Source organism: Pirellulales bacterium (assembly GCA_019636335.1).
Classification (GTDB): domain Bacteria; phylum Planctomycetota; class Planctomycetia; order Pirellulales; family JAEUIK01; genus JAHBXR01.
Map to the genome: position 1 here is coordinate 21,119 of JAHBXR010000023.1, position 23,533 is coordinate 44,651.

General features: G+C 64.5%; 20 protein-coding genes. 10 read left to right on the forward strand and 10 right to left on the reverse strand.

Annotated features, from left to right (window positions below; translation table 11 throughout):
- Nucleotides 1-152 precede the first annotated feature (152 nt).
- Nucleotides 153-728, forward strand: a complete 576-nt coding sequence (locus KF708_19625) for a hypothetical protein (protein MBX3414904.1) — start codon at nucleotides 153-155, stop codon at nucleotides 726-728.
- A complete protein-coding gene (locus tag KF708_19630) occupies nucleotides 689-1,087 on the forward strand; it encodes a hypothetical protein (GenBank protein ID MBX3414905.1) in 399 nt (132 codons plus the stop codon). The genes KF708_19625 and KF708_19630 overlap by 40 nt, the downstream gene beginning before the upstream one ends.
- 310 nt (nucleotides 1,088-1,397) lie before the next feature.
- Here the strand turns inward: KF708_19630 and KF708_19635 are convergent, their stop codons facing one another.
- From KF708_19635 to KF708_19650, 4 genes are all read right to left on the reverse strand, one after another.
- Nucleotides 1,398-1,715: a hypothetical protein gene (locus tag KF708_19635; GenBank protein MBX3414906.1), complete on the reverse strand. Its 318-nt coding sequence runs from the start codon at nucleotides 1,713-1,715 to the stop codon at nucleotides 1,398-1,400.
- Between the two features lie 76 nt (nucleotides 1,716-1,791).
- On the reverse strand, nucleotides 1,792-3,228 hold the full coding sequence (locus KF708_19640; protein MBX3414907.1) for a M48 family metalloprotease: 1,437 nt from the start codon (nucleotides 3,226-3,228) through the stop codon (nucleotides 1,792-1,794).
- A 138-nt stretch (nucleotides 3,229-3,366) separates the two neighbouring features.
- On the reverse strand, nucleotides 3,367-5,067 hold the full coding sequence (locus KF708_19645; protein MBX3414908.1) for a serine/threonine protein kinase: 1,701 nt from the start codon (nucleotides 5,065-5,067) through the stop codon (nucleotides 3,367-3,369).
- A gap of 15 nt (nucleotides 5,068-5,082) precedes the next feature.
- Nucleotides 5,083-5,694, reverse strand: coding sequence for a sigma-70 family RNA polymerase sigma factor (locus tag KF708_19650; protein MBX3414909.1), 612 nt, complete (start codon nucleotides 5,692-5,694; stop codon nucleotides 5,083-5,085).
- A gap of 353 nt (nucleotides 5,695-6,047) precedes the next feature.
- Between KF708_19650 and KF708_19655 the strand changes: the two genes are divergently transcribed.
- From KF708_19655 to KF708_19680, 6 genes are all read left to right on the forward strand, one after another.
- Complete coding sequence (locus KF708_19655) at nucleotides 6,048-7,250, forward strand: 1-acyl-sn-glycerol-3-phosphate acyltransferase (protein MBX3414910.1); 1,203 nt, start codon at nucleotides 6,048-6,050, stop codon at nucleotides 7,248-7,250.
- A gap of 40 nt (nucleotides 7,251-7,290) precedes the next feature.
- Nucleotides 7,291-7,488 (forward strand): hypothetical protein, encoded by a 198-nt coding sequence (locus KF708_19660; GenBank protein ID MBX3414911.1) that lies wholly within the window; start codon nucleotides 7,291-7,293, stop codon nucleotides 7,486-7,488.
- 99 nt (nucleotides 7,489-7,587) lie between these two features.
- Nucleotides 7,588-9,489 (forward strand): sodium/solute symporter, encoded by a 1,902-nt coding sequence (locus KF708_19665; protein ID MBX3414912.1) that lies wholly within the window; start codon nucleotides 7,588-7,590, stop codon nucleotides 9,487-9,489.
- A gap of 141 nt (nucleotides 9,490-9,630) precedes the next feature.
- The gene (locus KF708_19670; GenBank protein ID MBX3414913.1) at nucleotides 9,631-9,954 is read left to right on the forward strand and encodes a hypothetical protein; all 324 of its coding nucleotides are present in this window, start codon (nucleotides 9,631-9,633) and stop codon (nucleotides 9,952-9,954) included.
- Nucleotides 9,955-9,976: 22 nt separating this feature from the next.
- Entirely contained in the window at nucleotides 9,977-10,201 is a 225-nt protein-coding gene (locus tag KF708_19675) for a hypothetical protein (protein MBX3414914.1), read from the forward strand.
- Nucleotides 10,202-10,318: 117 nt separating this feature from the next.
- The gene (locus KF708_19680; GenBank protein ID MBX3414915.1) at nucleotides 10,319-11,341 is read left to right on the forward strand and encodes a hypothetical protein; all 1,023 of its coding nucleotides are present in this window, start codon (nucleotides 10,319-10,321) and stop codon (nucleotides 11,339-11,341) included.
- Here the strand turns inward: KF708_19680 and lpxK are convergent.
- From lpxK to KF708_19710, 6 genes are all read right to left on the reverse strand, one after another.
- Nucleotides 11,274-12,332: a tetraacyldisaccharide 4'-kinase gene (gene lpxK / locus KF708_19685; protein MBX3414916.1), complete on the reverse strand. Its 1,059-nt coding sequence runs from the start codon at nucleotides 12,330-12,332 to the stop codon at nucleotides 11,274-11,276. The two genes, KF708_19680 and lpxK, sit on opposite strands and share 68 nt — an antisense overlap.
- A 69-nt stretch (nucleotides 12,333-12,401) precedes the next feature.
- Nucleotides 12,402-13,502: an isocitrate/isopropylmalate dehydrogenase family protein gene (locus tag KF708_19690; GenBank protein ID MBX3414917.1), complete on the reverse strand. Its 1,101-nt coding sequence runs from the start codon at nucleotides 13,500-13,502 to the stop codon at nucleotides 12,402-12,404.
- Nucleotides 13,503-13,723: 221 nt separating this feature from the next.
- A complete protein-coding gene (locus KF708_19695) occupies nucleotides 13,724-14,116 on the reverse strand; it encodes a hypothetical protein (protein ID MBX3414918.1) in 393 nt (130 codons plus the stop codon).
- An 820-nt stretch (nucleotides 14,117-14,936) separates the two neighbouring features.
- Complete coding sequence (locus KF708_19700) at nucleotides 14,937-15,368, reverse strand: hypothetical protein (protein ID MBX3414919.1); 432 nt, start codon at nucleotides 15,366-15,368, stop codon at nucleotides 14,937-14,939.
- A 50-nt stretch (nucleotides 15,369-15,418) separates the two neighbouring features.
- Nucleotides 15,419-15,703, reverse strand: a complete 285-nt coding sequence (locus tag KF708_19705; protein ID MBX3414920.1) for a type II toxin-antitoxin system HigB family toxin — start codon at nucleotides 15,701-15,703, stop codon at nucleotides 15,419-15,421.
- A gap of 348 nt (nucleotides 15,704-16,051) precedes the next feature.
- On the reverse strand, nucleotides 16,052-17,611 hold the full coding sequence (locus KF708_19710) for an altronate dehydratase (protein MBX3414921.1): 1,560 nt from the start codon (nucleotides 17,609-17,611) through the stop codon (nucleotides 16,052-16,054).
- A gap of 244 nt (nucleotides 17,612-17,855) precedes the next feature.
- Between KF708_19710 and KF708_19715 the strand changes: the two genes are divergently transcribed.
- Both KF708_19715 and nadB read left to right on the forward strand, forming a co-directional pair.
- Entirely contained in the window at nucleotides 17,856-21,647 is a 3,792-nt protein-coding gene (locus KF708_19715; protein ID MBX3414922.1) for a hypothetical protein, read from the forward strand.
- A 6-nt stretch (nucleotides 21,648-21,653) separates the two neighbouring features.
- The gene (gene nadB / locus KF708_19720) at nucleotides 21,654-23,285 is read left to right on the forward strand and encodes an L-aspartate oxidase (protein MBX3414923.1); all 1,632 of its coding nucleotides are present in this window, start codon (nucleotides 21,654-21,656) and stop codon (nucleotides 23,283-23,285) included.
- The last annotated feature ends 248 nt before the right edge of the window (nucleotides 23,286-23,533 follow it).

The window sequence follows — 23,533 nt, forward strand, 5'->3', positions numbered from 1 at the left end:
TACGACGCCATCTCGAGGCGCGCGTCACTCTCTGGCGCACTGCTTGCCTTAAGGGTCGTCCGTTGCCGGCCGAGTGAGACTCGTCGAAACGAGTCCCTGGCAACGAGCACGACGCACGGTCAAGTTTCCGTGCGGTATCGGGGAAGTGCCCCATGTCTGCCACATTCCCTCGCGGTTTATCGCTCTGCATCGTCGACCCGCGTTCGACCGACTACGACGATCTCATCCGCCTTGCCCAGGCAACGGCACTCGTGGTGCGATTCTTTGCCCGGGCGGGCGAAGCCTTGCGCCGCGAGACCGACGACGAACGGCTGTGGATGGTCAATGTCGACCTGCCTGATCTGTCGGGCTTTGAATTGTGCGAGATGCTGCATCGCCCACCGCGTATTGGTTCGATCGTGTGCCTGGTGTCCGAGGGCTACTCGGCCGACGACGAACGGCGGGCGCGTTGCTGCGGCGCGAGCATCTACACCGGTAAGCCCGTGCCGGCGAGCTTCGTCACGCATTGGATCGCCTCGCTCGTGCCGCGGGCGGGCCCTTTGATTCTATCCACTCCGGCCGCCACTTCTGAAACGGCGGTCGTTCTTCCGCCGCGAAGCGAAGGGTCGCGGCGTCACCTCGTCGCGGCAAGGAGGCCGCGACGCTCTTCAACACCAGGAACCACCACCACGCCTTTCAGGACTCCACCATGCGACTACTCGCCTTCACGCACGAACGATTCGAACTGATCCGTCAACTTGCGATCCCCTGCGTTCGATTGTGGCACGACGAGGATGGCGCCATTCTCTCCTCGGAGCTGCTGCTGGTCAGCACGCTGCTCGTCGTCGGCCTGGTGGCCGGCCTCGATGCGACGCGAACGGCGATCCTGACCGAACTGGCCGATGTCTCGGCCGCGGTCGGCACGATGAACCAGAGCTTCAGCATCGGCGGCACCTTCTCCGAATCGGGCGCCTCGACCGCAGGAAGCCAGTTCGTCGACGCCATCGACCAGGGAGATCCGACGCAGCAGGTCGGCAAGTTCGGCCCGCTGGCCAGCCAGGGCAACTCGTGCATCGTCATCTGCACCACCGCTTTGGGAGAACGTTGAATGCGAGTCGCGCCGTGCCCCGACGCGAAGATGCCTGCGATCGACGCCGCGACGCACCGCGGGATCGGTTGCTCCCCCCTGAGCATCGACGCGCCGTCACACGCACACAACGCGATCGCTGTCGGATGAGGTAGCCCCCCCCAGTCGCCGCGTCTCCTTTCGCAGGAAATGTCCGACGAACTCTCTAGAAGGCCGCTCTGCGTCCCTGCCCTCTGGAACTCGCTCGGGCCAATCCAAGACGACGGGAGCGCGGCGGCTTCGTTGATGGGAAGCGCGAGTACGAATACTGCGCGATCGGCGGCGCTCCGGATCAAGCCAGGCCGTAGCGCCCGTCACTGGGTCCCGGCCGATTCAGACGCTCGATCTCTTCGCGATTCGAACGCGCCGGGGGCTCGCGGGGGGGCAACTGGTTCTCGACCGAAGTGAGAATCACGGCCCACTTGCGGCGTTCGGGACTTGCCAGCGCCGAGCGGTTGAACTGGCGAACCCAGCGTGTGACCGAGGTGAGCGACGTGCCCGTGTCCACACGTTCGATGACTTCGATCTCGCTCGGCGTGTCGGCATCGTGGCGCGGTTCCCAAAACTCCGGCCAACGAACGACGGCAGCCTCGAAACGTCCCATGGTCATGCAATTCGTCCGTACGGTGTCGACAAACAAGCTGTCAGGATGCCCGTTGGAAAAGGGCCTGCCAGCGAAAGACGATTTAAATCCAACGATTGGCTGCCGAATAGCGCGGCCATTCGCCCTGCCGCAACGGCCGGCTGCCCCAGCGGCGCCCGTTGCGATAGCCAAACGGCGGACGCACGGCGAGCTCGCGAATGAGGTTGCCGCGCCGCTCTTGGCGTGACGAGAAGCTCGACCGCGACGGCGTGCGAAAGGCGCCGAACAGCTCTTCGTGCAAACGTTGTTCGATCTCGGCGAAGTCGCGGAGCAACTCGCGGGCGGGCCCCGGCTCGCGTCCCATCAGGTTTTCCTCGAAGCCACGCATCGTGGCCAGCCGCACGTGCATCGCAGGATAAGAATCCCAGAACGACGCCGTTTCCTCCTCGATCAGCCGCCCCTCGAGATAGGCCTGCCCCTCCGTGCTCAGCTCGCGCCAACTACGGGCGAACCAGCGAAACACGTTTTGCGGGCGACCGTTGCCGTGGCGCGAAGCCTCTTCGTCGTACGAGGCGGCGAACGCGTCGAACCGGTGCGCGACGAGCCACTCCTTGATCAGCGTGCGCGCCGCCAGCTCTCCGCCGTAGGCCGCCGCGCTGAAGCAATCGGCACGCAGCTCCTGCTGACGGCGAATCGGCGCCGAGAGCCGCATGAAGACGTGGAAGTACAACCGACAGAAATAGTAGAGCGGATTGATCCAGCAGAGCGGGCTGCGCGCGAGCTTGTCGATCGTCAGGCGGAGCGACTCGAGGAACCGGTAAACGAACACGCCCAGGCTCGTATCGCCCCGGCGGAAGTGCGCCAGCTCGTGTGCCAGGATCACCTTCAATTCGGTGACCGTCAGCACGCACAAGTGGGGCAGCCCCAGGACCAGCACCAGCTTACGATCGGTGGCAATCGAAAAGCGCCGCCGCTCGGTGACATAGCAATCGCCCCCGCAGGCAATACGAATCTCATCGGGGGCGGGGGCATCGACGCGCCGCGCGACCTCGGCCACCTTATCGTACAGTTCGGGATGCTCGTCCCGATCCAGCAGCAGACCATCGACCACGTCGCTCGACTCGTCGTGCAACGTCGTCACCAGCCCGACCATCCCCTTGACCAGCAGCCACACCATCTGCACGCACAGCGGCATCGCCAGCGCCAGGTAGATGGCATAGATGGCCATGCCGATCGGCCCCGACAGCACGCGTTCGTCGACCAGCGCCACGGCCCACTGAATGAGCTTGATGGTCGCCACGACCAACGTGCTGTAGTAACCCAGGATGACCACGAACAGCAGCAAGCGATAGAAATCGATCAGCAACGATTCCTTGCGCCGCGTCTTGCCGAGCGTGACGGGGGGCTCCTGGGGCAGACCGCCGAGCGAGTTGGCTCCCGTCGCATAGCTGCCCTGCCCCGGCGCACGAAACATCGCACGCGCGAGGGTCCACGAACGCGACGCACTATCGAGCCAGGGACGCTGTCGATCCCGTTTCATGAGCGACGACTCTCGAGGCGAATCTGAATCAGATGCGAGGTCCGCCGAACCGGCGGGGGATGGGTGAGTGCCAGTCTACCAGTCGGCTCCCGGGGCCGCCACAAATCGGCAACGCCGGTCTTAACATCGGCCCCGCGGTCAGAGGATGCGCCGCGTCTCGTAATAGCGGCTCAGGGCCCTGACCCGTCGTATCTGATAGGCCACGACCGCCCCCAGCACGAAGAGCATGACCCCGAAGAAGACAGGGCGATCGTAGGCCCGGTCGAAATTCTGCTGCAAATCGACCTGCACCAGGTAGAAATCGGCCACCAGCACCGCGTAGGAAAGGAGCGACATGACGGTGACGAACCACACCAGCCGCACGCGAAACCACAGCCCCGATCCGACAATGATCAGGGGATACCCCACGATCAGCGGGCTGGCATAACCGTCGGCCGTCCGCAGCACGAGCGACAGTAACAGAATATCGAGCGCCCCCCAGGCAAAGATCACCGGCGTCGTCCAGCGCTCGACGCGCATCAGGCGATTCAATACCAGCGAGGCCATCAGCCAGATGGCCATGATCGCCGTCACGCGGTAATGAAAACCGGCGGGCACCGTGGCAAAGCCGTAATAGTTCACCGCCTCGACCAGGCCGAAGACGGCCAGCACCCCCACGCGCGAGGCGAGGGCCGGCGATCGCTGGGCCCAACGCCAGACCTTGGCAGCGACTCCGGGTGGTCGAGCCTCGACCGCTTCGCCCTTTAGCCAGCGTTCGAGATCGTCGGCCAGCGCGGCGGCCGTCTGGTAGCGCTTCTCGCGCGACTTCTCCAGGCACTTCAACACGATCGACTCGAGCGCACGCGGAATAGCCTGATTCCAAAGCCGGGGCGGCGGCGGCTCGCGTTCGATGACCTGCACCAGCGTGTCGAGCGGCGTCGGTTCGCGAAACGGTGGACGGCCGCAGAGCAACTCGTACAGGATCACCCCCAGGCTGTAGATATCGCTGCGTGCGTCTGTATCGATCGAACGGCCGGCGGCCTGCTCGGGGGACATGTAACTTGGCGTACCGGCGATGACCCCCGTCTGCGTCAGTTGCTCCTCGCTGTGGAACATCTTGACCAGGCCGAAGTCGCCGACGAGGGGCTCCCCTTCGCCATCGAGCAGGATATTCGAGGGCTTGAGATCGCGATGCACGATGCCTTGCCGGTGCAGATGCTCGACCGCGCGCGCGATCTTGATGACCAGCCGCACGGCATCGTCGAGCGACAGATCGTGCGGTCCGGCGATCGCGGCCAGGCTGGGCCCCGCAACGTATTGCATCGCGAAGTAGTGCTGCCCCCCCTGCGTGCCAGCGTCGTAGATGTCGACGATGTTCGTGTGTCGCAGGGTGGCCGCGGCGCGAGCCTCGGTCTGAAAACGCCGCAGTTGCTCGGCGCCGGCCAAATGGCTGGCCAGGATCATCTTCACGGCGACAAGCCGCTCGAGACTGCGCTGCCGCGCCTTGAAGACAATGCCCATCCCGCCGCGACCGAGAACCTCCAGCAGTTCGTAATCGCCAAACGAGCACGGTAGCGCGGGCCCCCCCTGCTCGTCGGTGGGCAGCAAGGTCGCGCCGGGCAGGGGCGTCGTGGGAGCCAGATCGCTTTTGCCGGGTGCCGCCCCCCCGTTGTCCGGCGCGAGCCTGGCCAGCGCTGCGAGACAATCGAGCGCCGAAATCCATTCGGGATGCGCCGCCAACAACGCCTCGCGCGAGGGCGCATTCCCCTGATGCAATTGCTCGACGTATCGATCGAGTTCGGCGAACTCGGCCAGATCCTCGGGGGGCAGATCGTGCGCGTCATCGGCTCGTGCCATCATGGGGGGCTGCTCGTGTCAGGCCATCTTCTCTTGCAGCTTCTTGATGGCCCGCATCCACAGCATCTGCACGGCAGGTCGCGTGCGGCCCATGCGCTCGGCAACTTCCTCGAAGCTGAGTCGTTCGAGATTGCGCAACACGATCACCTCGCGATGATCGGGCGAGAGGGTCTCGAGCGCCGCGGAGATCGCCAGTTGATCGTCGCGGCGGGCGATCTGCTGACTGGGCGTTTCGATCGAATCGGCCGGCTCGCCGAAGGCGAAGAAAGTCGACTGATCGGCGCGCTTCGCCGGCACGGCCACCTCGCGCTGCGTGGCACGCTTGGCGGTGCCTCGATAGCGGCGTACGAAATCGGCGGTATTGTGTGCCAGGATCCGCCGCAGCCAGGCCAACCACTCTCCTTCAGTGGCCCCGTGGAAGCGTTCGAAGTCGCGATGCGCCTCCAGGAGCGTCTGCTGCACCAAATCCGACGCGTCGACCTTGGCCTGCAAGTGAGTCTCGATCTGAGTCCGGGCGATCAGTCCCAGGTACGACCGCGAGGCGGCAAACAGGCGATCGCGATCCAACTGCACGCCGCCGCGGGCACGTTCGAGCATTCCGCCGACGTCGAGAAGACTGGAATCGCTCATGGATGGTCCGCGCAGGCCGACGGCGCCGGCTGTTTCGTCACGGGAAGAGAAGTGGGCCACTACGATGCGAGTCTACCTTGCCGCGTGCTGGCACGCCAACGCCGGCACGTCTGGCTCGACGATCGGCGCCCGCGCCGTAAGGCGATAGCTTGCAAAGGCTTGCTCGCAGCGATAGTTTTTTCTTGTCGGCCGCGCGTGATACGAGGCCCGCGCATCGAGCCTTTCATCCTGCCGTGCAATCGCCATGACCGTGTGACCTGCCGGTTCGCCACGGCAACGGACTACTGGTACCAGAGCATGGGGCGCCGCTCGACGTGCGCGCCCGAGAACGACCTTCGCAGCAACTTCACGCCATGAATCGCCAGCCCTTTGCCAAGCCGCCCCGATGGTGGTCGCCGAAGCCGAGCCGCTTCTGGATGAGCGTGTGGCGACCGTTGCGCCGGCGCCAGCAGATCCACGATTACCGCATCACCGAGATCGACGTGCAGGGGCTCGATCATGTCCGCCAGGCGATCGACGCCGGACATGGCATCCTCATCACGCCGAATCATCCCGGCCACGGCGATTGCTATCTGCTCTGGGAGGCGCTCATCCGCCTGCGCCAGCCCTGTTATGTGATGACGGCCTGGCAGGTGTTCGAGATGGCCAAACCGCTCGAACGGCTGATCTATCGCCAGCACGGCTGCTTCAGCGTCGACCGCGAAGGCAACGACATGGCCGCCATGCGCCAGACGCTGCAGGTGCTCAGTGACACGTCGAACCCGATGGTGATCTTTCCCGAGGGAGACGTCTATCACCTGAACGAGCGCGTCACGCCGTTTCGCGATGGCGTGGGCGCGCTGGCACTTTCGGCCGTCAAACGGAGCGGACGTCCCGTGGCGTGCTTTCCCACTTCGTTGCGCTACGAATACACGCAAGACCCGACCCCCGAGCTTAAACGCGTGATGGATCAGCTCGAACAGCGTCTCTATTGGAGGCCCCGGACGGATCTCTCGCTCGAGCAGCGCATCTACCGCTTCGCCGAAGGCATCCTCGAATTGAAAGAGCTCGAGTATCTCGGACGCAATGCGACCGGGACGCTGTCCGAGCGCATCGACCAACTGGCCAAGGAAATCCTCCGCCGGATCGAAGCACATTACGAGGTGCGGGTCGAAGACGAGACGATTCCCGAGCGGGTCAAGACGCTCCGCCGACTGGCGATCGAACGGCGACGAAGACTCTCGTCGGACGACCCCGTCGATCTCGAAGTCGCCCGCGAGCTCGACGACCTGTTCTTCGTCGTGCAGTTGTTCAGCTATCCCGGCGATTATGTCGCCGAGCGTCCGACCATCGAACGCATGGCGGAGACGATCGACAAGTTCGAGGAAGATTTTCTGGGGGCCGCCTCGGCGAGCATCCGGGGGCGCCGCCGCGCCGAGATCCGCTTCGGCGAACCGATCCTCGTCCGCGAGCCGGGCAAGCGCGATTCGGCCCGGGCGCTGGTCCACCAGCTCGAACGCCGCGTGCAGCAAATGCTCGACGATTCGTATCGCCAGGCGAGCAAGGTGCCCGCCTGATCTCCGGACGACGAGCGCCCGACACCGCAAGGGAACACGTATGGATATCTGGCTCCCCTTCTTCTACCACTACGGCGTCGGCGGCGCGGTCTTCGTGCTGAGCCTGATCGTGCTGATCGCCGCGGGCGCCTTGCGGCCGGCCGAACGGGAAGATCGCCGACTGCTCGTGGCCATGGTCGGCGGGCTGGCCCTTTTCATCGCCGGCCACGCCCTGTGGATCTCGCTGGTCAGCACGTAAGACACTGCCCCTCGCCAGTCCGCACGTGCGACAGAAGCGAGGGGGCAAATTGCCCATCGATCTCACCGCTTCGAGCAGAATCACCGACAGCATCCACGCATGAACGCTCACGCCACGCTCCACCCGCTCGACCTTATTGTCCTCTTAACCTACTTTGTGGCGGTCGTGGCGATCGGCTTTCTCGTCGGGCGGTTTACCAAGACCACACACGATTTCTTTCTCGCCGGTCAGCGATTCAGTTGGTGGCTGGTGGCGGTCTCTTGCGTGGCGACCCTCGTTGGTGCGTACAGCTTTGTGATCTACTCCGAATCGGGCTTTCGCTATGGCCTGTGCCTGCTCTACCCCTACATGAACGAGTGGTTCGTCCTGCCGCTCTTCCTGGCGGGCTGGCTGCCGATCATCTACTACAGCCGGGTACAGTCGGTTCCCGAGTATTTCGAACGCCGTTTCGACCGGCGCACGCGCACCGCCGTGCTGATCCTGCTGCTCATCTATCTCGAGGCCTACATCGGCATCAATTTGCTGTCGATCGGCACCTTGCTCGAGGACATGTTCGGTTGGAACATTCTCCTCTCGGCCGCCGTGACGGCGGTCGTCGTGGCGGTCTACATCCACGCCGGCGGGCAGACCTCGGCCATGATGGTCGACCTGCTGCAGGGGTTCTGGCTGCTGGCGGCAGGCGTCTTGGTGTTATTCCTGGGCGTACACTACATCGGCGGGTTCGAAAAGCTCTGGGATGGCCTGCCGCTCGAACATCGCCTCCCCTTCGCGCAGTTCAACCAACCCACCGGCTACAACGCCGTGGGAGATTTCTGGGGCGATGCCATCGTCGGCACGTTTGCCTTCTACATGATCAACCAAGGCGTGCTGATGCGGTTTCTCTCGGCCCGCTCGGTGCGCGAGGGGCGCCGCGCCATGCTCTTCACGGTGATGGTGTTAATGCCCATTGCAGCCGTGGCGGTTACCGGCGCAGGTTGGGTGGGCCGGGCGATGGCCACGCACGAGATTCCTCCGCTCGAGCACGTTGCCGCTTGGGAGACGTCGAGCGACCCAGCCGAGGTGGCCAAGTACGAAAGCACGGCGCGAAACATCTTCGCCATCGTGGCTCGCACGGTCTGCCAGCCTGGCGTCTTCGGCCTGGTAATTGCGGCGGTGATCGCCGCCCTGTTGAGCACGCTCGATACGCTGATCACGGCGGCCACGTCGATCTGCATCAACGATGTCTTCAAGCCGTGGCGGCCCGGTCGCGACGACGCATACTACCTGCGCGCGGCTCGGTTCACCTCGATCGTGGTGACGGCCTCGGGTGTGGGACTGATCCCGGTCTTCATGCGTTCCGAGACGATCTACCAGGCGCTGTCTCTTTTCACCTCGTTGATCTCGCCCCCGTTGGTCGTGGTCGTCTGCCTGGGCATCACCTGGCGGCGGTTCTCCGCGCGTTCAGCTTTTTGGACACTGGTGGTGGGCTCGGCGGCGATGCTCGTTTCGCTCGTCTGGCCGCAACTGGTGGCCCCCTTCGCCCACGGCACCGAGCCCGACCGCTATGGCGACTACCCCTACATGCGGGCGCTCTATGGCCTGGTCGTCTGCGGCGTCATCGCGGCGGTGATCTCCTGGATCGACTGGCGGGTGGGGCCGCGCGACACGCAGGATCGCGAGGGACTCGACATCAACACGCTCGACACGGCGCGGGCACGCTTCAAGGGGGGCCAGCCCAGTACGCGGGGCGTGGGACGCTCGGCGGTGTTCCCCCTGCGCGTGGTCGAGGGGCAGGAGGCCCAGGTGCGGCTGCCGGCCGCCGCGATGGAGCAATTGCAGGCCGAGCCGGGCGATCTCGTCTTCGTCAGCGATCCACGCTGGTGGCTGGGGGGCCTGCGTTCCGCTCACGCCCGGCTGGGGCCGGCGGCGGAGACCGAAGGCGGGCTGCTCATGTCGGCCCAGTGCTTCGACCAGGGTTCGTTGCTGCCGGATCGGCCGGTACGAGTCGAAAAGATCATGTAGGCCGACACCTGGCCGGCCGGCGAAGGACATTCCCAGACGTGCTGGCAGGCGACCTTTCCCCCTGCGTGGACTATAATTATGGCACCTGCCAAAAGGGAGCCCATCGGGGCCGATCGGGCCCGCATTCGCGGAGAAAATAACGTGGCCGACTACGTACCAAGCGTTCTAGGATCGGTGATGAAGGCCGTGGCCTGCACGCCGAACAAGAACTTCGACGACGCCGAATATAACAAAGGTGTAATAGAACCAGCCCGGCGGATCCGGCGTATGATGGAAGAACTGGGCGATGCGCCCCCCAGCACCGCACAGATCCGCGAGGCGATCTCGCTGCTGTTGACCATCTTCGAGACGAAGCAGGTCGACATGGAGGAGCGCGAAGACCGCCTGCGAGAGATCCTCGAGCTGCACCAGCTCGAAGCGGTCTTTCCCGACTTGCTGCCCTTGGCGCGCAGCAGCGGGCGGTAGGGCGCTTGTTTGGAGAACTGTCATGTACGCGTATCAGGGAATCGTACGGGGCAGCACCGTGCAACTTCCCGATGATGTCGATCTGCCGAATGGCACCAGGGTACTGGTGATGGTGCCCGAGCCGACCGGCAGCATCGAATCGCTGCTCGAGGCGCTGGCCGCTCCCGAGCGCTGCACCCGCGAGGAAGTCGACGTGCTCGACGCCGCCGTGAACGAAGGCCGCGTTCCGATGTGGGCCCTGCGCTAGCGCGCGGGCTCGAACCCCCGGCCGGGGTAATCGCTCAAGACACGCTCCCCACGATCAGGCTAGAATAGCCGCCGTTTTCGTCGACGGTGCCGCTCGTTCCAGCCTGAGTATTCGCGCGTGAGCCGCTACCCCCTTTTCGATCGATCCCAGATCGCGCTCGATGCCCTCCAGGAGCGTGGCAGCGATCTCACGCTCGACGGCTGCCTGCGGCTCGAGGCACCGTTCGAGCCCTATCCCCACCCCGAGCTGATCGACATCGTGGAAGCCATCGTCGCCGCGCGGCAGGCGGGGCGCCCAGTGATCGTCATGATTGGCGGGCATCCCATCAAGCTGGGGCTCTCGCGCTATCTGGTCGACCTCATCGAGCGGGGCATGATTACCCTGCTGGCCACGAATGGGGCGGGCATCATCCACGACTACGAGTTGGCCCTGGCCGGGGGCACCAGCGAGGACGTCGCACGCTGGATCCAACAAGGCCAGTTCGGCTTGTGGCGCGAGACGGGGCGGCTCAACGAGATCATCGCCCAAGGAGCCTCGCGTGGCGAAGGGCTCGGCGAGGCCGTGGGCCGCACCATCGAGGAAGAACAGTTTCCCAATCGCGAATTGAGCATCGCGGCCGCCGGCTGGCGGGCCGGCGTGCCGATCACCTCGCACGTCGGCGTCGGCAGCGACATCATTCACGCCCACCACAATTGCAGCGGCTCGGCCCTGGGGGCCACCTCGTACACCGATTTCTTGATCTTCGCCCGGGCGGTGCTGGATCTCGAAGGGGGCGTGTTCCTGAACATCGGCTCGGCCGTCACCGGACCGGAGGTCTACCTCAAGGCCCTCTCGATGGCGCGCAACGTGGCGCGGCAGCGCAACGAGCAGATTCGCCATTTCGTGACCGCCGTGTTCGACCTGGTCGAACTGCCCGACAATTACCGCGCAGGGCCCCCGACCAAAGACCATCCGCAGTATTACTATCGCCCCTGGAAGACGATCCTCGTCCGCACGGTAGCCGATGGGGGACGCAGCTACTACTTCTCGGGCGATCACAAGCAGACGATTCCCACGCTGTGGCGCGAGGTGGTCAATCGTCTTCCGGCGCCGGCCGCAGCTTCGCCAGGCGCGTCTCGAGCTCCGGCAGCCCCTCGGTGATTTCGAGCCCGATCGAGAGCGCCCACAGCGGCGCCGCGCCGAGTTGATCGAGCTCGATCTTGACCAGATCCTTGTGCGTACACAGCACCGCCTCGATCTGTTCGCTCGCCGTCCAACGGCGCAACGACTCGACATCGTCGCGCGTGTAGTTATGGTGATCGGGAAACTCGCGCCAGGCGGCGATTTCCATGCCCGCCAGCTCCAGCGTGCGGCGGAAGCCGGCAGGATTCCCCAGCCCGCAAAACGCGCCTACCCGTTTGCCGCGCAGGCTGTCGAGCGACGCCTCGCGTCCCACGGCCGAGCGAAATCCCCCGGGCGCGTGCCGGCATTCGATCCACAGCGCATCGGGCGCGTGCCGGCGAGCTTCGGCCTTGATCGCGCGCCGGCGTTCAGCGTCGACGAGATCGGCCCGCGACAGGGCCAGCACGCCCGCGCGGCGCAGGCCGGACAGCGGCTCGCGCAGTATGCCGCGCGGAAAGACGTGGCGAAAGCCGAACGGCTCGAGCGCGTCGAGCAACACGATGTCGAGATCGCGTGCCAGCCGGCGATGCTGAAAACCATCGTCGAGCAGGATCAACTGTGTCTCGAACTCTTCGATGGCCATGCGCGAGGCGGCCACGCGGTCGGCGTTTTGCACGTGGGGTACGTCGGGCAGAAGCTGCTCGAGCTCGAGCGCCTCGTCGTTGCGCGAGATCGTCGCTCCATAGCCTCGGCTCACCAGTGCCACGCGGATAAAGTCGCGGCGATACCAGCGCGCGAGCCAGGCCACCATCGGCGTCTTGCCGGTGCCTCCCATGGTGATATTGCCCACGGAAACCACCGGCACGCTGAGGCGGTGCATCTCGGCACGACCGCGGTCGTAGCGTCGATTGCGCCACGACATGGCCAGGGCGTAGGGTGTTTCGGCCACGCGCAGGGCCGCCCGCGTGAGAGATGCACCGACGCCGCGACGCCGCCCGCTCGCCAACTCATAGAAGTCGGAGGCGTTCATGCGAGGTAGCCATCCGTAGCCACAAAGTGGCGCAAGTGAATAGCCCGGAGCGCGAGCCCCGGGATCTCACTAACCCTGGGCGACCTTTTCGCAGATCGCCTCGGCCATGCGGCGCGTGCCGACGGCGGTCGGATCGTTGCGGTCGGCCTTCAGGTCGTAGGTGACGTCCTTGCCTTCGGCGATGACCGTGGCGACCGCCTTTTCCAGTCGATCGGCCGCGCTCGTTTCGCCCAAGTGACGCAGCATGAGCACGCCCGAGAGAATCAGCGCGGTCGGGTTGACCTTGTCCTGACCCTTGTACTTCGGGGCACTGCCGTGCGTGGCCTCGAAGACCGCGCCGTCGGGACCGATGTTCGCTCCCGGCGCCACGCCCAAGCCCCCCACCAGACCGGCCGCCAGGTCGCTCAGCACATCGCCGTACAAGTTCGGCAGCACGAGCACGTCGTACAGCTCGGGCTTCTGCACCAACTGCATGCACATGTTGTCGACGATGCGATCCTCGAACTCGATGTCCGAATACCCCTTGGCCACGTTACGGGCAACTTCGAGAAACAGGCCATCGCTGAACTTGAGGATGTTCGCCTTGTGGACCGCGGTGACTTTCTTGCGCTGGTTGGCCCGGGCGTAATCGAAGGCGTACTTCACGATCCGCTCGGTGGCCGAGACGCTGATCGACTTGATCGAGATGCCGGTCTCGCCGGCGCCGGTCTTGATCTTCTTTTCGCAATGCTGGTTGATGAACTCGATGGCGTCGCCGGTGGCGGGCTTGCCACGTTCGAACTCGACGCCCGCGTACAGGTCCTCGGTGTTCTCGCGGACGATCACCAAGTCGAGTGGCACGTCGGCGTAGTAGGTCCGCACCCCCTGATAAATCTTGCAGGGGCGGACGCAGGCATAGAGTCCCAAGGCGTGGCGCAGGTGGACGTTGATGCTGCGGAAGCCCGTGCCGACCGGCGTGGTGATGGGGGCCTTCAAGGCGCACTTGGTCCGCTGGACGCTCTCCATGACGCTGTCGGGCAGCGGCGTGCCGAGCCGCTCCATGACATCGACGCCCGCCTCTTGGACGTCCCAATTGATTTTGACGCCGGTGGCGTCGATCGTGCGGCGGGTCGCCGCGGCCAACTCCGGACCGGTCCCGTCCCCCGTAATCAGCGTAACTTCGTGAGCCATGTTCGTACCTCGTCGCCGGGCGCCTGCCACCCCAGCCAGAAAGCCAGCCAATATTGATAAGCCGCCCAAACTAACAGAGGGCCGGGGCCGGGGTCAATGAGGCGGCAACAGCCCAGCAGGGGCATAGCCAGGGCATAGCCGGGTGGCACGGACGTTTTTCCGGAGCCGACATGCGACCCCATCGGCCCCGAGTCGGAAATTCGTCCGTGTCGCCACTTGTACTAGCTTTCTCGCGGTCCCTGTTTTCGTCGCCGCCAAAGGTACCAACCTCTCCCAGCCATCAGGATGATTAGCGCTGACAAGAGCACCGCGAATGTCGGATAAGAGATCTGTCCCTTGGCAAAATTCCGGTAGATTCCACGAAACAAGTTGAGGGCCATCAAGAATGCAATGATTTCTAGCGCCCAGCGGATTCTCTGCGGCGTAATTGCATCGAGTAGGCCGACGTCGCTACGCGTGGTCTCACCACCGACACGATTCTTTTCAGACGTCCACTGCCTGACAAAATACGTTACGGTGCCTGCGATCAGAATCAGGGACAACAGCTCGGCTAGCCCGAATCCAAATAGCGCGAATAGGACTGTAGCGATCATGGTGACTGTGGTGTTTTTCAACCAAAACAGCTCGTTGTGCCGTTGGTGCCGTCGTGGTCGTTAATCAAGCTTTTTTTGATTCGTGCAAATTAGTGTTCTTTGCTGCGGCCGCCAGGGCCACCAGTTGCGAAAGAACACTAATCGACACTAATCCCCGCTAATCACTTTAATGCGAGCCCTCGCGCAAAATCGTCTGCTACCCGGCTCGAGCGGAGACTATTCCGGGAACTGCGGATGATCACATTTATCGCTGGGCCATTTGCCCCTGCTGAGTCGCTCGATGATGCGCGGGTCATGGCCGCCGTAGCGAACGGCACCACAGCAGCCAACTTCTACCGCACGAATGGCGCGATCTAGCTCCTCTGTTGTCTCAGGCTGGCGCTTGAAATAGCAGTGATACCCACCATCTGCGGCATCATGGTGGGACATGAGTCCGCGCGCTTCATACTCGGGGGCCATGCAGGCAATACAGTGGCCATCCTCGACGTAAAAGTCGCCCGGCGCGTTCAAGGGGAATCTTGGCTTCGGTTCACTGCTCATTCCGGCATTGTATTCCGATGCAACGCGGCCTCAAACAACTCATCGAACCACCACAGAACTCAGCGGGAGGAGCGGAGTAGCACTGACGATTTTCCGGAGCGGACCTAAGACTTCATCCGTACCGAATCGGAAATTCGAGAGGCTCTCTCTGCACAGGCTAAAGGGCAAAGGCGGCCCAAAACGACAGCACGGCCAACAAGACCAGTATTGGCGAAACCAGGATGAAGAGGGTGAGCGCAAGACACCCGAGGAGCGTGACACCGGAATTCGAGTGCTGGTCCGACATGCTTCCCTCCTGGTATTAGTCGTCGAGCGAAAGCGAAAACGTGCCCTGCCCGACGCCGAAATACTTCGACAGGATCGCGACGTTCTTTCGCGTCAGGGGGCGCTTGCCCGCGAGAACCTCAGAAATGGTCGAGCGTCCAATGCCTGTGTCGCTGACCAATCCGCCCTGGTTGACCCCCTTGGATTCCATCAGGAACCTGAGCATTTCGGCATCGCTGGGCTCTTCGAACTTGACGTGCTCATCTTCGTACAGCTCGATCAGGTCACTGAGCGCGTCCAGATATTCACGCGAACCAGCGTCGAGTTTCGGCCGAGCAAGCAGTCCGTTCAGCACCTTCGAGGCAGACGACAGGTGGCGATCGTTGCGGATCGACGCGAGAGGAAATTCGCGACACAGCGCCAGGTAGGTGTCCAGGGCAGCCGGGTTGTTCTTGATCGAGTTTCTCATGGGGTGGCATTCTTATCGATAAAATTGTGGCGATGGCTTTGAGCGTCGGTCTACGGTGGTTGTTTCTCGCTAGTGGGCTGTCGGGCAGGCCGCGGCGCGGCGAAGCAGTTACAGTCCTTTTTCCACAGCCCCTTGTCGTATTCGCGATGGGTCATCACGTCCCCCACGAACACGCGGTGCGTCCGGTAGTCGATCTTGACGACCAGGCGAAACTTGTTGCCGCGGATATTGAAGACGATGCAGTCGCCCACCAGGTCGGCGCTGCCAAAGGTCACGCGCACGTCGGAGAAGTTTTGCCAATCGGCCTTGTCCGCTGTCTTGTACCAGGCCAGCAGCGCGTCCTTGGACTCGCGCCCCTCGACGGTGCTCCAAACTCCCGCAGGATCGCTTTCGAGATGACTCGCATTCGCCCCGCCCCTTGGTTGATCGGCTACAGTCCTATTCTATGTCTATAAAATAGAAACGCAAGGGAGGTATTTCTAAAAAACAGAAGTCTCTTTAGAAGGACCCGTGGGGACGCTGCTAGCGGTCGGCCTAGGGGGCCTGGGCCAGCATTGTTACCGAGCGACACGACACCGGCGCAAGACGGCAGTGTGGGAGACAACTTTCGCTATTTGGTTTTCGCGATTGTAGGATCGCGCCACCAGTAGTATGCGATTGTCGCTCAACGCCATTCGCAGCGCCTACAACGTCGGGCCGATGCTCCAGGGGACGATCTCTTCTTCGCCGATGCCGTGGATTTCGCTTTTCGTTTGCTTGCCACTGGCGACTTCGAGGATGAACTCGAAGATCTCGCGGCCGCACTCTTCGAGCGTTGTGCCCGTCAGTACGGTGCCGGCGTTGAGATCCATGTCGTCGATCATCCGCTCGTACATCGGCGTGTTTGTGGCCAGCTTGATCGACGGAGTCGGCTTGCAGCCGAAGCAACTTCCGCGGCCGGTGGTGAAGACGATCACATTGCAGCCGCTGGCCACTAGCCCCGTCACGCTCGCCGGGTCGTAGCCGGGGCTGTCCATGATGACGAAGCCGCGCGTGGTGATCGGCGCGGCGTAGTCGAACACGCCCGTGAGCGCCGCACTGCCTCCCTTCGCCACGGCGCCGAGCGATTTTTCGTAGATCGTCGTCAGACCGCCGGCCTTGTTGCCGGGCGAAGGGTTGTTGTCGATCTTCACGCCGAACTTGCCCGTGTACTCCTCCCACCAGCGGATGCGTTCGATCAGCTTCTCTCCCACCGCGCGACTGACCGCGCGGCGCGTCAAGAGATGCTCGGCGCCGTAGATCTCCGACGTTTCGGAAAGCACCGAGGTTCCGCCGGCCGCCACGAGCATGTCACTGGCCACGCCGAGCGCGGGATTGGCGGTCACGCCCGAGTTACCATCCGAGCCGCCACACTCGAGCCCCAGCACCAGCTCGCTCGCCGGGATCGGCTCGCGGCGCACATCGTTCACCTGCGGCAATAATTCGCGCACGGCGGCCACGCCCGCCTCGACCGTTTTTACTGTGCCGCCCAAATCTTGCATGCTGAGCGCGGTGATTTTCGCGCGCGAGGGGGACTCGCCCAGTTGCACCAGCCCGCCGTTCTCGATCAAGTGCGAGATGGTGCCGGTTTCGCAGCCCAGGCCGATGAGCAGGTAGCCGCCGACGTTCGGATGGCGGGCGAAGCCCGAGAGCACGCGTTCGAGCTGGCGGTGATCGTCGCCGCCATACTGCAGCCCACAGCCACCGCCGTGCGTGATCGGCAGAATTCCGTCGACATTGGGGAACTCGCGGGCGAGGGTCTCCTTGTCGAAGCGGCGCGCGATGTACTTGCTGACCGAGGCGGAGCAATTCACCGAGGAGATCACGGCCAGGTAATTGCGCGTGCCGGCGCGGCCATCGCGGCGGCGGAATCCGTCGAACGTGCGGCCGACGATCGGAGCCGGCGGCGCGGGCACGTCGGTCGAGTATTCGTAAACCCGCTCGAATTCGCCGGCCGTCATGTTGTGGACGTGGACCCAGTCGCCGGGCGTGATCGGCTGCGTGGCGAAGCCGATCGTTTGGCCATATTTGAAAACAGGTTCGCCGACGGCAATTGGCCGCAGGGCCAGCTTGTGCCCCAAACCGATCCGCTGCGCGAGCCGCACGCGATACGGGCCGGCCACGATTTCGGCCCCCTCGTCCAAGTGTCGCGCGGCAACGCAGGTGTTGTCCGCGGGATTGAGGTACACGACATCGACGGGGGTCCGCGTGGCGGTGGCTGTCATCGGGATGGCTCGGGATCGCTGGAGAACTGGGGTGCGGAAAGGAGGCTCGTACCTAACTGACCGTGCCGGCGGCGGTTGCGGCGTTCGTTTCAACCGGAAAATCGGTGCCCGCCATGATAGGGTTCGCCGCGGCAACGTCTATAATAGAGTGGCTGAGTGCCGGGCGGGTCAAATTGACCCCCGCCGGCCCTGGAACAGATTCATCCCTGCACGCGACCGCGCCTCACCCGCCGGCGGAAGGGCTATGGCCTCGACGATCGAACCCAACGTGACCTCGCGCCCCGGCGGTGAGCCGGAGAAGCCCAACCAGGGTCGGTACGTCGAGTACGAACAATTCATCGCCGCGCAGATTCGCAAGACGCGCGGCCAGGTGAAGGGGGTCGAGATCGCCGGCGCCATCCTGCGACTGCTGGTCGGCGCGCTCGTCTACCTGCTGGTCGTCGCGTTCGTCGACCACTGGATCCTCTCGCAGGGGCTGGGACTCTGGGGACGGTTGTCCGCACTCGCCCTGTTCATCATCGGCGTGGGGTCCTACCTGGCGCTTTACGTCGCGCCGCTCATCGCGCGACGGGTAAACCCGATCTATGCCGCCCACACGATCGAACAGCATCAGCCGACGCTGAAGAACAGCCTGGTGAATTTCCTGCTCTTGCGCGGCAGCCGGCGCGAGTTGGCCCCGGCCGTCTATCAGGCGATCGAGCAGCGTGCCGCCAGCGATCTGACCCACGTGCCGGTCGATACGGTGGTCGACCGCACGCGTCTCGTGCGATGGTCTTATGCCTTGCTGGTCGTCGTGGCGGTGTTTGCACTCTACGTCCTGCTCTCGCCCAAAGACCCGTTGCGCTCGTTGGCACGGATGATCGCCCCCTGGGCCGATCTGCGTCCCCCCACGCGCGTGACGATCGAGGAAGTCCGACCCGGCAACACGCAGGCCTTCCATGGCGACACGCTGAACGTCTCGGCCAGGGTCCGCGGCGTGCGCTCGGGCGAGCCCGTGACGCTGTTCTACTCGACCGACGACGGCCAGACCGTCGATCGGGCGATCGTCATGAACGTGCCCGACGGCGGGTATAGCCACGAAGCAATCTTGCCCGAGAGCTCGAACGGCCTGCAACAGGGGGTGACTTACTACGTCGCGGCGGGGGACTTTGCCACCGAGCGCTACCACGTCGAGATACTGACCGCGCCGTCGATCCTGGTCGAGGCCGTGGACTACGAGTATCCGTCCTACGCCTCGATTGCAAACGGCCGCGTCGAACGCGTCGGCGACATCAAGGCCCTGGTCGGGACGAAGGTCACGATCCACGGCCGCGCCAATCGGCCCATCAAGTCCGCGCACATCGATTTCGATTGCGACGGCAAGCTCGATCCCCATGGCGTCGACGTGAAGGGGCAGGCCACGAGCGTCTCCTTCGATTTGAATCTCGACGACAAGGGCAACGCCCAGTACGGCAGTTATCAATTGATCTTCGTCAGCACGGAAGACCGCGAGAACCCGCAACCGATTCGCCACACGATCGCCGTGGTGCCGGACCAGCTTCCGACGGTCGAACTGGTGTTGCCCGAGCAGGCGGACCTCGAGGTGCCGCTCAATGGCGTGGTAAACGTGGCGGTACGCGCCGCCGATCCCGACTTCGCCTTGCGCGATGTGCTGCTGCACGCCCGACGCGGCGACGACGTTGTATTGAAGGTCAAACTACTAGACAACGCGCGCCATGAAAAAGAATATCGCGGCGCCTACGTGCTCGATCTGTCGAAACTGACGCCTGAAAAACCGGGCCGACCCAAGCTTGCCGCTGGTGACGTGATCGAATACTGGGCCGAAGCCCGCGACATCAAGCTGCCGAGGGCCGGCCATGCCGAGTCGACACGCTACAAGCTGCGCGTGACATCTCCCACCGATCAACAGCAGCGTGAAGAGCAGCTCGCCGAGGCGCAGCAGGAAAAACAAGAGTTCGAAAAACCGTCGGGGGGATCGGACTCGGGTCAGGGGACGCAGAAGGAAGAGTTCCAGCTCGCCTCGCGCGATCCTCAACAAGAGCGGCAAGATCCGCAGCAACAGCCCGGCAACGAGGAGGCCGCAGAGCAACCGCAGCGCGTCGATCCCGAGCGGGATCCGGCCGCCGCCATGAAAGAACTGCTCAAGCATCAGGAAGAGAAGAAAGAGCAACCTGCGCGCGACGAACAGCCGAACCAACAGCCCGAGGGCGAAGATGGCCCGTCGTCGGAAGGCGATCAGGGACAAGGAAAATCGGGCGAGCAGCAGAAGCCTGGGAGCGAACCGTCGCAGCAGCCGGGCGAACAGCAACAGGGGGAACAAGGCCAGGAGGGGGGCAACTCGCAGGGTGGGCAGTCGGGGGGAGAGCAGTCGAGCGAATCGAGTGGCTCGAGCCCGTCGAACGGCGCCGGTGGCGAGCAAAAGGGAGGCGGACAGTCGCAGGCGCAATCGTCGGCCGGGGGCTCTCAAAGCGACACGTCGAGCGACGGCCAGACCGGCCAGGGAGATAACCAACAAGGGGGCGGGCAGAGCGGCGGCGACGCGGGGACCAACGCCGGCCAGGCCGGCGATTCCAGCCAAGGGGGCAAGCCCAGTGGCAAGCCGGGCGAAGGCCAACCCGACGAGCGCGTGCGCGGCGAGCAGGACGCCCCCGGCGAAGGACGCCAAGAACGCCGCACCGACAAGAACGAAGGGGCCAACGACCAGCCAGGCAGCACCGGGGGCAAGCCCAAGCCCGACGACGCCAACAGGCCGGGCGAGGCCCAACCCAGCGGCAATGCCCAACAGCAAGAACAAGCCGGCCAACAGCCCGGCAAGCAAGGCGCCAGCGGCACCGAGGCCCCTGGCAAAGAGACTGACAAGGCCCAAGGGGAGGGCAAGGCTGGCGAAAGCCAAGAGGATTCGCCGCAGTCCGAAACCCAGCAGAACCAGCCGAGAGAGCGTTCGGGCCAGGGCGCGCAATCGGGTCAGTCGGGAGACGCCAACAAGGCCAAGAGTCCTCCTTCGGACGCAAACGTCAACGACAACGCCCAAGGGGGCGAACCCGACGATCCCAAGGGAGAGAGTGGCGCCGGTCAGGCACAAGGCAACGAGCAAGGTTCCCCCTCGCCACAGGAGCAGAACCGCCCGAAGGAAAAGCAGCAGCAGAGCCCTGACTCGAAGAACAAGGAATCGAGCGAAGCCTCGTCTCCCACCACCAGTCCGCGCGAATCGGACTCGCAGGGGGGCGAAGAGGGAGATCGCTCCGGAGGCGGTCAGGAAGGGGGGGGACAAAAAGCGAATCAAAAGGGGACCGGCGGCGCAGGTCAGAACACCGCCGCCGATGAAGGGGGGGGCGCCGCCGAAGGCTCGGGAGGAGGCCCCACGTCCGACCAGTCGGGCAACAAGCAACCGGGTGGCCAGGGCGAAGGCCAGTCGCAAGGCGCCGGCGGCAGCGGCGGTGAACAAGGCTCAGGCTCGAGCAGTTCATCGAACGGCGGCTCCTCGGCAGGGGGCCAACCGGGCCAGGGCAGCCAGGGAGCAAAACCGGACGCGGGGGACGGCGGCCAGGGGGCCGGCGGTCTTGGCGGTGGCGGCCAGAACAACCACGACGAAGCCGCACCGCGGGGGAGCGATTCGACCCCGGAACCCGGCGGCGACGAGGTCGATCTCGCCGCGGCCCGCAAGGCGACGGATCTCGTCCTCGAGCGACTCGAGGATCAATTGAAAAAGAACGATCTCGACGAAGAGCTGCTCGAGCGGCTTGGCTGGACGCGCCAGGACGTCGAGAATTTTGTAAAGCGCTGGCACGAGCTGCGCGACAAGGCGGGCGATCCCTCGTCCCCCGCCGGCGCGAAGCGCTTCGACGATACGCTGCGCCAATTGGGACTGCGCGGTTCGGGCACGGTGCTCGACGGCAACGAGAACAAACCGCTCGAACAAAAGCAGCTTCGCGAATCTTTCCGCTCGACGCCGCCGGCCGATTATGCCGAGCAGTATCGGGCCTATACGCAAGGACTCTCGCGCGGCCGTCCTTCGCCCCCACCGCAGAACAAATAAGCTGGCATGGACTTGCCCCTTCTTTCCTTTCCGACGCCCCCGCGTTACGTGGCCCCTTTTCATCCGAAGGGGGTGCCGCACCACTTCACGGACGTGCTGATCATCGGCGGCGGTCTGGCCGGCCTGCGCGCGGCGATCGAGATCGATCCCTCGCTCTCCGTGCTCGTCGTGACCAAGCACAGCCTGATGCAATCGAACAGTCGCTACGCGCAGGGGGGCATCGCGGGGGTCATGGATCCCGAGGATCAGTTCGAGAACCACATCGCCGATACGATTCGCGCCGGCGGGGCACTGTGCGACGAAGCGGTCGTCGAAATGGTCGTGCGCGATGCCCCGCGGCGCATCGGCGAGTTGGTCGCCTGGGGCACCAGGTTCGACGAAGCGGCCGGCTCGCTCGCGCTCGGGCGCGAAGGGGGGCACAGCCACGACCGCATCGTCCACGCGCTGGGCGATGCCACCGGACAGGAAGTCATGCGCGCGGTGATCGAACGCGTGAAGAGCCTGCGCCACGTGGCCACCTGGCCCGATACGTTCACGCTCGACTTGCTCACGCACAACGGCGTCTGCCGCGGCGCGCTCGTCTGGCACGAGCATCACGGCAAGACGCTCGTTTGGGCCAAGCAGACGATTCTCTGCACCGGCGGCGCCGGGCAAATCTATCGCGAAACCACCAATCCCGACGTCGCCACCGGCGACGGACTCGCGCTCGCCTATCGCGCGGGCTGCGAGCTGCGCGATATGGAATTCATGCAATTCCACCCCACGGTGCTCTACATCGCCGGCAGCAGCCGCAACCTGATCTCGGAGGCGGTCCGCGGCGAAGGGGCCTATCTGGTCGATCGCACCGGACATCGCTTCATGCCCGACTATGACGAGCGGGCCGAGCTCGCGCCGCGCGACGTGGTGAGCCAGTCGATCGTCGCGCAGATGGAAAAGACGCGCCATCCGAACGTCTATCTCGATCTGAGCCATCTCGACGCCGAACACGTGCGAGCGCGCTTCCCCGGCATCGCGGCGGTCTGCGCCGAGTTCAATCTCGACATTGCCACCGACCGCATTCCGGTGCGCCCCGGCGCGCACTACATGATCGGCGGCGCGACGATCGATCTCGCAGGTCGCACCACCGTGCCCGGCTTGTGGGCGGCGGGCGAGGTCACCTCGAGTGGCCTGCACGGGGCGAATCGACTCGCCTCGAACAGCCTGCTCGAAGGGCTCGTCTATGGCGCGCATGCGGGGGCGGGCGCGTCGGCGGCGGCACTCACTATTGCCGACGACTTTCGCGCCCTGCCGATCGAGAATCGGAGCGTGCCGGAGGTCGGCGAGCCGCTCGATCTGGCCGATATTCGCAATTCGCTGCGTAGCCTGATGTGGCGCAATGCCGGCATTCGCCGCGACGAGTCCGGCCTGCGCGAGGCATACGAGACGGTCGACTATTGGTGCCGTTACGTGCTGACGCGGCAGTTCACGCAAGTCGAGGGTTGGGAACTGCAGAACATGCTCACCGTGGCCCGGCTCATGGCCGCGGGCGCCCTCCAGCGGCAAGAAAGCCGGGGGGTGCATCTGCGGAGCGATTATCCCCAGCCGGACAATCTGCACTGGCGGCGGCACATCACGTTCCGCCGCGACGCCTCGGCATGAACCGCGGCCGAGAGCGCGTCGTACAGGGAACATGCTCCCCCATCCGTCCCGCGGCGAGCGCCCAGCGTGGGTGCTCGCGCGAGGGCGGTATTCGTCCCTTCGGACCGTGGAGCGAACCCGCCGCAGGCCGTGCGGCACACTCGCCAGACGACACCGCGTGCCGCACCCTGGGTGTGCAGCGCGCAAGTGCTTGATTGAGGGAAGCTTGCGAATGCGCTACGGCGTTCGGCCACAACATCGATCGCACT